Below are 12758 nucleotides of genomic sequence, written 5' to 3' on the forward strand. Positions count from 1 at the left end.
CCGCCGCCAGGGGAGCCGTCCCGCTCCCCCACCACAGACCGGAAAGACCATGGCTTCCACGACACCCACAGACCTCACCCCGCGCCCGCCGGCGCCACCGGCCGCCGGGCTCGGGGACGGGAAATCCACCGGCCGGGCCGGGGACCGGATCTTCGTCGCGCTGTCCCGCGGCTCCGGCATCCTCGTCCTCCTGCTCATGGCGTCGATCGCGGCGTTCCTGACCTACCGCTCGGTGCTCGGCATCTCGAAGAACGAGGGCAACTTCCTCACCACCTTCGACTGGAACCCGGCCGGCGACCCGCCCGTCTTCGGCATCGCGGTCCTCCTCTTCGGCACGGTGGTCAGCTCGATCATCGCGATGGTGATCGCCGTCCCCGTCGCCGTCGGCATCGCGCTCTTCATCTCCCACTACGCGCCCCGCCGGCTGGCCACCCCGATCGCCTATGTGGTCGACCTGCTGGCCGCCGTGCCGTCGATCATCTACGGCATCTGGGGCGCGCTCTTCCTCGTCCCGTACCTGGAGGGCCTCAACCTCTGGCTCGACCAGTTCTTCGGCTGGACGTACGTCTTCGACAAGACCGAGGTCGGCGTCGCCCGCTCCCTCTTCACCGTCGGCGTACTGCTGGCGATCATGATCCTGCCGATCGTGACCAGCGTCAGCCGCGAGGTCTTCCTCCAGGTCCCGCGCATGAACGAGGAGGCCGCCCTGGCCCTCGGCGCGACCCGCTGGGAGGTCATCCGCATGTCGGTCCTGCCCTTCGGCCGGTCCGGCGTCATCTCCGCCTCGATGCTCGGCCTCGGGCGCGCGCTCGGCGAGACGATGGCGGTGGCCACGGTGCTCTCGCCGAGCTTCGTGATCTCCCTGCATCTGCTCAACCCGGGCGGCGGCACCTTCGCCCAGAACATCGCCGCCAAGTTCGACGAGGCCAACGAGCTCGGGCGGGACGCCCTGATCGCCTCCGGCCTGGTCCTCTTCATCCTGACCCTGCTGGTCAACGGCGCGGCCCGCCTGATCATCGCGCGCCGCAAGGAGTACTCGGGGGCCAACGCATGAGCCACGCAGCCGTCACGCAGCCCAAGGCCGCGCCGCCCGCGCCCGGCCCGCGCCGCAGCCTGAGCAGCCGCTCCCTGCCGCGCTGGGCCCCGGCCGGTTTCGCCGCCGTGTCGACCGCCCTCGGCGTGGGCATCAGCCTGGCCGCGGGCTGGGAGAGCCGGGTCCAGTGGGGCCTGATCTCCGCCCTGCTGTTCGTCGTCGTCTCCTACACGGTCACCAGCGCCGTGGAGAACAAGCGCCAGGCCAAGGACCGGCTCGCGACCAGCCTGGTCTGGGTCTGCTTCATCCTCGCCGTCATCCCGCTGCTCTCCCTGATCTGGGTCACCGTCAGCCGCGGTGTGAAGGTCCTCGACGGGTACTTCCTCACCCACTCGATGGCCGGCGTCCCCGGCTTCGAGGCGGGAGGCGGCGTCTACCACGCGATTCTCGGCACCCTGGAGCAGGTCGGCATCGCCACTCTGGTCTCCGTGCCGGTCGGCCTGCTGACCGCGATCTACCTGGTCGAGTACGGCAAGGGCGCGCTGGCCAAGGCAGTGACCTTCTTCGTCGACGTCATGACCGGCATCCCCTCGATCGTCGCGGGGCTCTTCCTGCTGTCGATCATGCTGATGTTCGACCTCCAGCCCTCCGGCCTGATGGGCGCGCTGGCACTGGCGATCCTGATGATCCCGGTCGTCGTCCGCTCCACCGAGGAGATGCTGAAGCTCGTCCCGAACGAGCTGCGCGAGGCCTCACTCGCGCTCGGTGTGCCCAAGTGGCGGACGATCCTGAAGGTGGTCGTCCCGACCGCGCTGGGCGGCATCACCACCGGTGTCATGCTGGCCATCGCCCGTATCGCCGGTGAGACCGCGCCGATCATGCTCCTGGTCTTCGGCAGCCAGCTGATCAACGCCAACCCCTTCGAAGGCCCGCAGTCCTCGCTCCCCTTCTACATCTGGGAGCAGTACCGCGTCGGCAGCGAGGCGTCCTACGACCGCGCCTGGGCCGCCGCCCTGGTCCTGATCGCCTTCGTCATGCTCCTCAACCTCGTGGCCCGCGGCATCGCCCGCTGGAAGGCCCCCAAGACCGGCCGCTAGGCCACCCAGGAAGTGATCCCCATGGCCAAGCGAATCGACGTCAGCGGCCTGACCGCCTACTACGGCTCCCACAAGGCGATCGAGGACATCTCGATGACGGTGGAGCCCCGCTCGGTGACGGCCTTCATCGGCCCCTCCGGCTGCGGCAAGTCCACCTTCCTGCGCACCCTGAACCGCATGCACGAGGTCACCCCCGGCGGCCGCGTCGAGGGCAAGGTGATGCTGGACGACGAGAACCTGTACGGCTCCGGAGTCGACCCGGTCACCGTGCGCCGCACGGTCGGCATGGTCTTCCAGCGGCCGAACCCCTTCCCGACGATGTCGATCTTCGACAACGTGGCGGCGGGCCTGCGGCTCAACGGCTCCTACAAGAAGAGCGAGCTGGCGGAGGTCGTCGAGCGCTCCCTCAAGGGCGCCAACCTCTGGAACGAGGTCAAGGACCGCCTCAACAAGCCGGGCTCCGGCCTCTCCGGCGGCCAGCAGCAGCGCCTGTGCATCGCGCGCGCGATCGCGGTCGAGCCGGACGTCCTGCTGATGGACGAACCCTGCTCGGCACTCGACCCGATCTCGACGCTGGCGATCGAGGACCTGATCGGCGAGCTGAAGGAGCGCTTCACGATCGTCATCGTGACGCACAACATGCAGCAGGCCGCCCGGGTCTCGGACCGCACCGCCTTCTTCAACCTGGCGGCGGTCGGCCAGCCCGGCAGGCTGATCGAGATCGACGACACCGAGCGCATCTTCGCCAACCCGTCCGTCCAGGCGACCGAGGACTACATCTCGGGCCGCTTCGGCTAGACGGGCCGCCGGCGGGCCCGGCCGGGCCCGCCGGCGCAGGACGTCCTGCGGTGCTGCATGGCGGTGCCACCGCAAGGCGAAGGGCCCGCCCCCTGGTGAGGGGGCGGGCCCACTCACGTCCACCGGCCCGCACGGCCCGCACCACGGCGGACTATGGCGAAGACCACTCCCCCGACCGCACAACCCCATGATCGGCTTGCCGGTCTCCACCATGCACCCGCGACGGGCCGCGACCGCCGCCCGTGAACCGAAGCACCCTGGGGGAACCTTCTTGCGCACCATCCACCGCGTGACGGCGGCCGCCTGCACCACGGCCGTCCTCGCCCTCGCCGGCGCGACCCAGGTCGCCGCCGCGCCGGCCGCCGAGGCCCCCGCGGCCAAGGCACCGGCCGCCACCGGGGCCACGACCCGAGCCGCCGTACCCGCCCCCGCCGACTTCAACGGCGACGGCTACCCGGACCTGGCCGTCGGCGCCCCGAACGCCACCGTGACGGGCATCAAGCGGGCCGGAGCCGTCTCCGTGATCTACGGCTCCGCCACCGGTCTGCGCACCGACCGGCAGCAGATCACCACCCACGCCACCCCCGGCATCCCGGGCGAGCCCCGGCACCGGAGCTACGGCTGGGGAACGGAAGCCGCCCACGGCGACCTCGACCACGACGGCTACGACGACCTGGCCGTCACGGACAACGGAACGATCCTGGTGCTCTGGGGCGGCCCCGCCGGGCTCTCCGGCGGCACCGAGCTGCCGGCCGGCGCCGGCACCACCGCGTCCCCCGCCATCCGGTCCTCCTCGCTGGCCGTCGGGGACGTGAACGGCGACGGCAGGCAGGACCTCGTCCTGCCCGCCCAGGTCGGCCCCGAGTTCGCGGGAGCGACCTGGGGGATGGCCGTGCGGTACGGCCCGTTCGACCGCGCCACCGGCAACCCGGCCAAGGCCGTCTTCCGGGACACCAAGGCCAAGGACCAGGTGGCCGTCAGCGGCGTCCGGGCCGGCGACATGACCGGGGACGGCATCGCGGACATCGTCGCCATGGGCACCGGTGCCGCCTCCAGCGCCTTCAAGGCCCTGGTCCTCAAGGGCACCCGCGACGGGCTGGTGCCCGGCGGCTCGATCGACGCCCGGCACGGCGGCCGCTTCGGGGACATCAACGGCGACGGCTACCAGGACTTCGTCGGCTCCCCGCAGCGCTTCATCCAGCAGATGACCGGCGGTATCACCGTCACCTTCGGCGGCCCCGACGGCGTCAGCCGGACCCTCCCGGCCCGCTTCTACGACCAGGCGTCCCCGGGCGTCCCCGGCGTGAACGAGAAGGGCGACCGCTGGGGCACCGACGTGGCCCTGGGCGACCTCGACCGGGACGGCTACGCGGACATCGTGGTCGGCGCCTCCTGGGAAGGCGGGACCGGCGAGGCCACCGCCGTCGCCGGTTCGATCACCGTGCTGCGCGGCTCCAGGACGGGTGTGACCACCACGGGTGCGCGGGTCCTGACGCAGAACACCAAGGGCGTCCCGGACACCTCCGAGAAGTCCGACCACTTCGGCGAGGCGGTCACCGTCCTCGACGCCGACCGCGACGGCCGGCCCGAGGTCTACGTCGGCGGCAACGGCGAGAACACCTGGGTCGGCCGGGTCTGGCAGCTGCCGACCGGTCCCGGTGGGGTCCTCGACACCAACGGGGTCACCGGTGCCCGGAGCTTCGGTATGGGCGCCGGCAACGGCAGCGCCCACTTCGGCCGGTGGTTCAGTCACTGACCGTTCCGGAACCCCGGGAAAGCGAAGGGGCGGGGAGGGGGTGCTCCCCCTCCCCGCCCCTTCCGGTTTCCGGGCCGGGCCCGTCAGCCGAAGATCAGCCAGACCACCCCGTAGCTCAGCGCCGCGACCGCCGCCGCGGCCGGCATGGTGATGAACCACCCCAGGATGATGTTCTTCGCGACGCCCCAGCGGACCGCGTTGACCCGCTTAGTCGCGCCGACGCCCATGATCGCCGAGGTGATCACATGGGTGGTCGAGATAGGCGCGTGGAAGAGGAACGCCGAGCCGAACATGATCGACGCGCCCGTGGTCTCCGCCGCGAACCCCTGCGGCGGGTCCAGCTCGATGATCTTGCGGCCGAGGGTCCGCATGATGCGCCAGCCGCCCGCGTAGGTACCGAGCGAGAGCATCACCGCGCACGCGATCTTGACCCAGATCGGGATCTCGTCGCCCGCCTGCTCGACGTCCGCGATCACGAGCGCCATGACCACGATGCCCATGGTCTTCTGCGCGTCCTGGAGGCCGTGCCCCAGCGCCATACCGGCCGCCGAGACGGTCTGCGCGATCCGGAAACCGCGCTTCGCCTTGTGCGGGTTGGCCCGCCGGAACATCCACATGATCGCGACCATCACCAGATAGCCGCAGATCAGACCGACGATCGGGGAGACGAACATCGGGATGACGATCTTCTCCAGCACCCCGGTCCAGATCACGTCCGTCCCGCCGGCCAGCGCCGCGCCGACCATTCCGCCGAAGAGGGCGTGGGAGGAGGACGAGGGCAGCCCGAAGTACCAGGTGACGAGGTTCCACACGATCGCGCCGACGAGCGCCGCGAAGAGGATGCCCATCCCGCGGTCGCCGTGCGGGGTCGCGATGAGCCCCTCACTGACGGTCTTGGCGACCCCCTGCCCGAGGAAGGCGCCCGCGAGGTTCATGACCGCGGCCATCGCCAGCGCGACCCGCGGGGTGAGCGCACGCGTCGACACGGAGGTCGCGATGGCGTTCGCGGAGTCGTGGAAGCCGTTGGTGTACGTGAAGCCGAGCGCGACACCAATGGTCACGATCAGGGCAAAGGTGTCCACGAAGCTCAGGACTCCTTGACCGCGATGGTCTCCACCGTGTTCGCGACGTGCTCGAAGGCGTCAGCGGCCTCCTCCAGCACATCCACGATCTGCTTGAGCTTGAGGACCTCGATGGCGTCGTACTTGCCGTTGAAGAGATGGGCCAGGAGCTTGCGGTGGATCTGGTCGGCCTGGTTCTCCAGGCGGTTGACCTCGATCCAGTACTCGGTGAGGTTGTCCATGGTCCGCAGGTGCGGCATGGCCTCCGCGGTCAGCTCCGCCGCCCGCGCCAGGACCTCGATCTGCTGCTCGACACCCTTGGGGAGCTCCTCGATGTTGTAGAGGACGACGAGGTCGACGGCCTCCTCCATGAAGTCCATGATGTCGTCGAGGGAGGACGCGAGGGAGTAGATGTCCTCACGGTCGAACGGCGTGATGAAAGAGGAGTTGAGCTGGTGGAAGATCGCGTGCGTCGCGTCGTCCCCCGCGTGCTCCGCCGCCCGCATCCGCTCCGCGATCTCGGCCCGGGCGGAGGGCTCCGCGCCGAGCAGTTCCATCAGGAGCTTCGAGCCCGTGACGATGTTGTCCGCGGACGCGGCGAACATGTCGTAGAAGCTCGTCTCCCTGGGGGTCAGACGAAATCGCACAAGGGGTCCTCGGGTGTTCCGGTGTCGGTCAGGCTGATGCTAGGCGCATCATCCGGCCACTGTTGAGCGGCGACAACCCAGTGTCGCCCATCGAACGGCCTGATCCGCACGGACCCCCTCCGATTTCCGCACGATTCGTTAACATATACCCGCGAGGGGTATACAGACCCCTTTCAGGACAACGGGAGGACGCGATGACGACCACCGAGACCGGGGCCGTCACCGGCTCCGGGACCGAGGGCGGGGCGGAGACCGGGACCGGCACGGATACCGGGACCGGGTCCGCGGTCGTGACCGACCACGACCGCGGGGTGCACGGCTACCACGAGCAGAAGGACGAGCACCTCAAGCGGCTGCGCCGGATCGAGGGCCAGATCCGCGGCCTCCAGCGGATGGTCGACGAGGACGTCTACTGCATCGACATACTCACGCAGGTCTCGGCCTCGACGAAGGCGCTCCAGTCCTTCGCCCTCCAGCTCCTGGAGGAGCACCTGCGCCACTGCGTCGCCGACGCGGCCCTCAAGGGCGGCGAGGAGATCGACGCCAAGGTGGAGGAGGCCACCAAGGCCATCGCCCGCCTGCTGCGCACCTGACCGGGGCGGTCGCGCGCCTGCCGGGCCCCGCGGCGAGACGGCCCCGGACCCGGCTCACACGCCCGCCTGGCTCGCGGGGCCGACGCGGCTTCGGCCCGGCTCGGGCCTTGGCCCGGCTCTGCTTCGGCCCGACTGGGGTTTCGGCCCGGGTCTGCGGGCCCGCGCTGTTGGCCTGAAATCAGCGGTTCTCGGCGACGGCCCGGCGCGGTACCGGCACCCTGGCCCGCCGCTCGGCCGTCACCATGAGCACTTCGTCGATCCGGTCCGGGCTGAGCCGCTCACCGTCCGCGGCGGAGGCCGCGATCATCAGCTCGCCGCACAGTTCGATCTCGGCGAGGGCCACGCAGTCGTCCGGGACTGCCGTCGTACTGGGCGGAGCCACGCGCCGTCACCTCGTTCCCACCGCTGTCGCTTCGGTCCGGTCCGGTCCGGTCCGGTCCGGTCTCCTAGCGTAGGGAGCGGGCCACACACCGCGCATGGCACGTCCGGACCATTTGCGCCCTGGCCTTCCCGGGCCCCTCCGGGATCCCGGCCCGTGTGGCGGCTCCGGCCCGCCCGGATCAGGCGCCGACCGTGCCGGAGTAGATGTCCCGCTTCTCGGGGAGCCGCACCTCGACCGGCGTCCCGAAGTCGAAGAGCACGGTGGTGGACGTCACGGCCACGGAACGGCCCTCGTTGGCGAAGGTGAACCGGTGCCGCACCTTGCAGAGCCGGCCCGAGGAGTCGAGGTACGCGTCGAAGGGCACGGCGTGCTTGCTGAACCCTTCCGCCGCCGCCGCGAGCGAGGCCCGCACCTGGGGACGCGCCGTCTCGGCCGCCCGACGGATGTCGGTGGTGCCCCGGAAATGCCGGACCTTGTGCCCCTCCACCACGGCCTCCCCGACGAGCGCGACCTGCTCGGCGCCCCGCAGCAACTCGGCGGCGGCAAGAGGGTCGGTCGCCCCGCCGGTGACGAGGTTCCCGTCGTCCAGCGCGGTGGTGTCCACCCGGACCCACTTGTCGGCGGGGACACCCGCGCCCCGGTTCTTCATGTAGAGCGCGCCGGGCGTCAGCAGCTCGGTGATCGGCTTGTGCTCGGCCGGGCCCGCCGGGTCCTCGGGCAGGACCACCCGCAGTCGGCCGGTGCCCCGGGCGAAGTCGTAGCCGCCTTCCCCGCGGATGGTGACCCGGGTGCCCCCGGTGGCCATCTCCATGGCGGTCCGGGCCCGGGAGCTGCCCGCCCCGGCCAGCGCGTCGCCCGCGGTGCGGACCGCATCGGCGCCGGGGCCGCCCTTGCCGCCCTGGGCCGCGGCCCCTTCGCCGGAACACCCCGTGGCCGCCGCCATCACCCCCACCACGGTCACCGCGACGGCCATCGTGCCGCTTCTGCCCCAGTGCCGCTGCACCACCATCGCCTGCCCAACCCCCGTACTCGGGACCGCTTGCCGCCAGGAATCCCACCCGCCTCCCTAACGACGGCCCCCGTCACCGCGTCACGCCGTTCCCGGCCGCCGGACGTGTCGGCCGCCCGCCGCTCCGGTCCGGGTGCGGGCCCGAACTCCGCGCCGGGGACGCGGTGCCCCGCGGCCCGGTGGCGGGCAGTACCGTGGTCACGTGCCCGAGCAGGACTCGCCCGCCGCCCCTCCGACGGACCCGACGGACCCGACGGACGGCGCCACACATCTCACCAGCACCGTCGAACGCGGCTCCTTCGCCGTCGCGCGGTGCAGCTGCGGATGGTCCGGCCCCGCCCGCAGATCCCGCGACCGCGCCCGCACGGACGCCCGCACCCACTCCACACCCGGCTGACACCCGGGGCCGGCCGCTCCCGTGTCCGGTCCCGCCGCCCCTGTCCGGTCCCGCCGCCCCCTCGACGGAACCCGCCGTCCCCTTCTTCCGTCTCCGTCCCCGGGAGGACGACATGGACCGGCGCACCTTGCTCACCACCGCCGCCGCCCTCACCGCGGGCGCGGCGGTCACCGCCTGCACCGGCGGCGACGGCGACCCGGCCGGCTCGGCCGGCACCACCCCCGGCACCCGGCCCGCCTCCCCGCCGGGGTCGGCGTCCGCGTCCACCACGCCGAAGGGGAACGCCCCCGCCGACTGGGCCGCCCTCGCCCGCGGCCTCGACGGCCGCCTCGTCTCCCCGGGCGACGCGGACTGGTCGAGCGCCCGGCAGCTCTACAACACCCGGTTTGACGGCCTGAAGCCCGCCGCCGTCGCCTACGTCTCCGGTGCGGGCGACGTCCGCGAGTGCCTGGCGTACGCGCGGGCCCACGCCGTCCCCGTCGCCGTCCGCAACGGCGGCCACTCCTACGGCGGTTGGTCCTCGGGCGACGGCCGGCTCGTCATCGACGTGTCCTCGCTGGACGGCGTCGCCGCGGACGGCACCATCGGCGCGGGCGCGAAACTGGCCGCCGTCTACCGCACCCTGGCCCGCACCGGGCGGACGATCCCCGGCGGCTCCTGCCCCACGGTCGGCATCTCCGGGCTGACCCTCGGGGGCGGCCACGGCGTCACCTCCCGCGCCTACGGGCTGACCTGCGACAGCCTCCTGGAGGCGACGGTCGTCACCGCGGACGGGCGGACCAGGACCGCGAGCCCCGAGGCGGACGCCGACCTCTTCTGGGCGCTGCGCGGCGGCGGCACCGGGAGCTTCGGCGTGGTCACCGGCTTCCGCTTCCGCACCCACCCGGCCCCGCCGACGGTCACCGCGTATCTGTCCTGGCCCTGGCCGAGGGCGGCCGCCGTCCTCATGGCCTGGCAGCGGTGGGGGCCCGCGCAGCCGGACGAGATCTGGTCCTCGCTGCATCTGTCGGCCGGGCCGGGCGGAGTACGGCCGACCCTCTCCGTCACGGCGTTCACCCTCGGCGACGAGGCCGGGCTGCGGAACGCCGTCGACCGGCTCGCGGACGCCGCCGGGTCACCCGCCTCCTCGGTGGCCCTGCGCCCGCGCTCCTACCCGGACGCGATGCTCGCCTTCGCCGGGTGCTCCTCCCTCGACGAGGACCGCTGCCGGCTGCCGGGCACCACCCCGGGCCGGTCGGAGCGGGGCGCGCTGCGGCGGGAGACGTACGCCTCGGCCTCGGACTTCTACGACCGCGTGATCCCGGACGCCGGGGTGCGCGCCCTGCTCGCGGCGGTGGAGGCGTTCACCCGCATCCCGGCGGGGCAGGGCGCGGGCGGCGGGACGATCCAGCTCACCGCGCTGGGCGGGGCGGTGAACCGGGTGGGCCCGCTGGCCACCTCCTTCGTGCACCGGCGCTCCCGGCTGCTCGCGCAGTACATCGCCGCGTGGCGGCCGGACGCCCCGGGCACGGCCGCACGGTCCTGGCTGCGGGAGACCCGTGCTTCGCTGCGCCGGTACGCCTCGGGGGCCGCGTACCAGAACTACGCGGACCCGGAGCTGCGCAACTGGCGGGAGGCGTACTACGGGCCGGCGGCGGACCGGCTCACCCGGCTGAAGCGGCGCTACGACCCGGACCGGGTCTTCGACCACCCCCAGGTGATCTGACCCGCCCTCACGGCCGGGGCCCCGCCCGAACCCGGGCCGGACCTGCCCATGTCCGGGGGCGGGGCCTGCCCGCGTCCGGGCGCAAGGACCTGCCCGAGTCCGGGGGCAAGGACCTGCCCGAGTCCGGGGGCAAGGACCTGCCCGCGTCCGGGGCCGGGGCGGTCCACGTCCGTCCGGGGCCGGGCCGGTCCTCCGCGCACCCACCCGCCGCCCGCGCTCCTACGCGGCCAGGTCCTTGTGCCCCGGGCCGCGCCGTCCGCCGCGCGGGTCCGGGATGTCGAGGGGCTCGGTGACGAGCCGTCCGGCGCCCGCCCGGCGCGAGCGGACCAGCCGGCCCAGCCGCGGCGAGGCGGCCACCGCGGACACCAGCGGGGTGAGCAGCGCGAGAGCGAGCGGGGCGAGCAGCAGGGCGACGGCGGTGCCGAGCGCGAACCCGCCGATGACGTCGGTCGGGTAGTGCACGCCCATGTAGACGCGGCAGAAGCCCTCGGCGGCGGCGAGCGCGAGCGCGGCCGCGCCGAAGCGGCGGTTGGCGATGAACACGGCGGCGGCGATCGCCATGGCCATCGTCGAGTGGTCGCTGACGAAGGAGAAGTCGGTCTTCCCCTCGACCAGCACCTCCAGGCCCCGGTGGTCGAGGAACGGCCGCGGCCGCTCGACGAATCCGCGGATGGGGATGTTGATCAACAGTGCGATGCCGGCGGCGAGGGGCGCCCACACCAGTCCGGCGAGGGCCGAGACGGAGTCCTCCGCGGTGCCGCGCCTTCGGACGCTCCACCAGCAGCCGAGCACCACCAGCACCAGGCCGATCATGATCCCGTACTCGCCGGTGAACGACATGGCCCGGTCGAACCAGCCGGGGGCGTCCTTGGCCAGGCCGTTGATGTCGTAGAGCAGGCCGACGTCGGGGTTGGTCCCGCTCCTCGCCTCCGTGACGGGGAACCCGTTCGCGAGTCCAGCCATCTGCCGCGGCCCCTTGCCTTGTCGCCTGCGGGCGCACCGCCTGTGCGCCGCTCTGCCAACCCCCGTGATCCGTCGGGTGCGTGCTGCATGGTCAGTGCGGCTGTCCCTGTCCAAGGGAACGACGCGATCCACGGTGCCGTTCCGCTCTCCACCGAACGATCACGATGACGTTATCGAAGAGTGATGCGTCGTCGCAGCTCAGAGCCCTGCGGCCAGGGTCTGTTTCCAGCCATGACCGAACGCGTCAGGTTCCCGCGGGCGGGGTCGGCAGGGCCGCCGCGCCGTCCTTGGTGACCCGGGTCGCGCCGAAGTAGTCGGGGGTGTCGATCTTGTCGAAGCGGATCACCGCGCCGGTGAACGGAGCGTTGATCATGTAGCCGCCGCCGACGTAGAGGCCGACGTGCCGGATGGCCCGGGAGTTGGTCAGGTCGTCCGAGAAGAAGACCAGGTCACCGGGCATCAGCTCGTCCCGCGAGGGATGCGGCCCGGCGTTGTACTGGTCGTTGGCGACGCGCGGCAGCTCGATCCCCACCGTCCGGTAGGCGGCCTGGGTGAGGCCCGAGCAGTCGAAGCGCCCGCCCTGCTCGGGGGTGCCGTTGCCGCCCCAGAGGTACGGCGTGCCGAGCTTCTGCTGCGCGAAGTAGATGGCGCCGGCCGCCTGGCGCGAGGGCTCCACCCGCCCGGCGGGCCGCGCGAAGCTCTTCTCCAGGGTGCGGATGACCTTCACGTAGTTCTGCGTCTCGCGGTAGGGCGGGACACCGCCGTACTTGATGACCGCGTAGGCGCCGGCGTTGTAGGCGGCGAGCATGTTGTTCGTCGGGTCACCGGGCGCCTTGCGCACATATCCGGCCAGTTCGCAGTTGTACGAGGCGGCCGAGGGGATCGCGTCGGCCGGGTCCCAGACGTCCCGGTCGCCGTCCTTGTCCCCGTCGATGCCGTGGGTGGCCCAGGTGCCCGGGATGAACTGCGCGATGCCCTGGGCGGCGGCCGGGCTCTGCGCCCGCGGGTTCCAGCCGCTCTCCTGGTAGAGCTGCGCGGCGAGCAGCGCGGGGTTGATGGCCGGGCAGAGGGTGCCCCACTTCTGCACCAGCGCCTGGTACTTCGCGGGCACCGCCCCCTTGGCGAGGGAGACCGTGCCGTTCTTGCCGTCCCCGCCGAACAGCCCGGCGGCGGCCGAGTACGTCCCCACGACGAGCAGCGCGACGAACAGCAGCGCGCCCCCGAAGGACACCCCGGCGAGCAGCCACGCCTTACGCACCGTCAACCACTCCCCGTCGCACGGCAGTAGACCGACCCCGGGCCAGTGTAGAAGGCGAA

At 72.4% G+C, this 12758-nt stretch carries 13 protein-coding genes; 7 read left to right on the plus strand and 6 right to left on the minus strand.

The window, feature by feature from the left end:
- The first annotated feature begins 49 nt into the window (after positions 1-49).
- From pstC to C593_RS0110250, 4 genes are all read left to right on the plus strand, one after another.
- Positions 50-1054, plus strand: coding sequence for a phosphate ABC transporter permease subunit PstC (pstC, locus tag C593_RS0110235; RefSeq protein WP_018847207.1), 1005 nt, complete (start codon positions 50-52; stop codon positions 1052-1054).
- Positions 1051-2130, plus strand: a complete 1080-nt coding sequence (gene pstA, locus C593_RS0110240; RefSeq protein WP_018847208.1) for a phosphate ABC transporter permease PstA — start codon at positions 1051-1053, stop codon at positions 2128-2130. The genes pstC and pstA overlap by 4 nt, the downstream gene beginning before the upstream one ends.
- Before the next feature lie 21 nt (positions 2131-2151).
- Complete coding sequence (gene pstB, locus C593_RS0110245; protein WP_018847209.1) at positions 2152-2928, plus strand: phosphate ABC transporter ATP-binding protein PstB; 777 nt, start codon at positions 2152-2154, stop codon at positions 2926-2928.
- A gap of 271 nt (positions 2929-3199) precedes the next feature.
- A complete protein-coding gene (locus tag C593_RS0110250) occupies positions 3200-4684 on the plus strand; it encodes an FG-GAP-like repeat-containing protein (RefSeq protein ID WP_018847210.1) in 1485 nt (494 codons plus the stop codon).
- Between the two features lie 83 nt (positions 4685-4767).
- Here the strand turns inward: C593_RS0110250 and C593_RS0110255 are convergent, their stop codons facing one another.
- Together C593_RS0110255 and C593_RS0110260 are read right to left on the minus strand one after the other, a co-directional pair.
- Entirely contained in the window at positions 4768-5766 is a 999-nt protein-coding gene (locus C593_RS0110255) for an inorganic phosphate transporter (RefSeq protein ID WP_018847211.1), read from the minus strand.
- 5 nt (positions 5767-5771) lie between these two features.
- On the minus strand, positions 5772-6392 hold the full coding sequence (locus C593_RS0110260; RefSeq protein ID WP_026277555.1) for a DUF47 domain-containing protein: 621 nt from the start codon (positions 6390-6392) through the stop codon (positions 5772-5774).
- Between the two features lie 194 nt (positions 6393-6586).
- Between C593_RS0110260 and C593_RS0110265 the strand changes: the two genes are divergently transcribed.
- Positions 6587-6985, plus strand: a complete 399-nt coding sequence (locus C593_RS0110265) for a metal-sensitive transcriptional regulator (RefSeq protein WP_018847213.1) — start codon at positions 6587-6589, stop codon at positions 6983-6985.
- A gap of 178 nt (positions 6986-7163) precedes the next feature.
- Here the strand turns inward: C593_RS0110265 and C593_RS29315 are convergent, their stop codons facing one another.
- Together C593_RS29315 and C593_RS0110275 are read right to left on the minus strand one after the other, a co-directional pair.
- On the minus strand, positions 7164-7367 hold the full coding sequence (locus C593_RS29315) for a hypothetical protein (protein ID WP_037745200.1): 204 nt from the start codon (positions 7365-7367) through the stop codon (positions 7164-7166).
- A gap of 178 nt (positions 7368-7545) precedes the next feature.
- Positions 7546-8376, minus strand: a complete 831-nt coding sequence (locus tag C593_RS0110275) for an SCO4651 family lipoprotein (protein ID WP_018847215.1) — start codon at positions 8374-8376, stop codon at positions 7546-7548.
- Between the two features lie 202 nt (positions 8377-8578).
- Between C593_RS0110275 and C593_RS0110280 the strand changes: the two genes are divergently transcribed.
- Together C593_RS0110280 and C593_RS0110285 are read left to right on the plus strand one after the other, a co-directional pair.
- Positions 8579-8773 carry a hypothetical protein gene (locus C593_RS0110280; RefSeq protein WP_018847216.1) on the plus strand — a complete coding sequence of 65 codons (195 nt, stop codon included), beginning with the start codon at positions 8579-8581 and terminating at the stop codon, positions 8771-8773.
- A 112-nt stretch (positions 8774-8885) separates the two neighbouring features.
- Positions 8886-10478, plus strand: coding sequence for an FAD-binding oxidoreductase (locus tag C593_RS0110285; protein ID WP_018847217.1), 1593 nt, complete (start codon positions 8886-8888; stop codon positions 10476-10478).
- Between the two features lie 219 nt (positions 10479-10697).
- Here the strand turns inward: C593_RS0110285 and C593_RS0110290 are convergent, their stop codons facing one another.
- Both C593_RS0110290 and C593_RS0110295 read right to left on the minus strand, forming a co-directional pair.
- Entirely contained in the window at positions 10698-11441 is a 744-nt protein-coding gene (locus tag C593_RS0110290; RefSeq protein WP_018847218.1) for a phosphatase PAP2 family protein, read from the minus strand.
- Between the two features lie 244 nt (positions 11442-11685).
- Complete coding sequence (locus C593_RS0110295; RefSeq protein WP_018847219.1) at positions 11686-12699, minus strand: bifunctional lytic transglycosylase/C40 family peptidase; 1014 nt, start codon at positions 12697-12699, stop codon at positions 11686-11688.
- Positions 12700-12758 lie beyond the last annotated feature (59 nt).

Source organism: Streptomyces sp. CNT372 (genome assembly GCF_000377145.1).

What these genes read in the sequence shown, in the direction of transcription:
- pstC (WP_018847207.1), top strand. Translation starts at nt 50, where the DNA reads ATGGCTTCCACGACACCCACAGACCTCACCCCGCGCCCGCCGGCGCCA.
- pstA (WP_018847208.1), top strand. Translation starts at nt 1,051, where the DNA reads ATGAGCCACGCAGCCGTCACGCAGCCCAAGGCCGCGCCGCCCGCGCCC.
- pstB (WP_018847209.1), top strand. Translation starts at nt 2,152, where the DNA reads ATGGCCAAGCGAATCGACGTCAGCGGCCTGACCGCCTACTACGGCTCC.
- C593_RS0110265 (WP_018847213.1), top strand. Translation starts at nt 6,587, where the DNA reads ATGACGACCACCGAGACCGGGGCCGTCACCGGCTCCGGGACCGAGGGC.
- C593_RS0110275 (WP_018847215.1), bottom strand. Translation starts at nt 8,376, where the DNA reads ATGGTGGTGCAGCGGCACTGGGGCAGAAGCGGCACGATGGCCGTCGCG.
- C593_RS0110285 (WP_018847217.1), top strand. Translation starts at nt 8,886, where the DNA reads ATGGACCGGCGCACCTTGCTCACCACCGCCGCCGCCCTCACCGCGGGC.
- C593_RS0110290 (WP_018847218.1), bottom strand. Translation starts at nt 11,441, where the DNA reads ATGGCTGGACTCGCGAACGGGTTCCCCGTCACGGAGGCGAGGAGCGGG.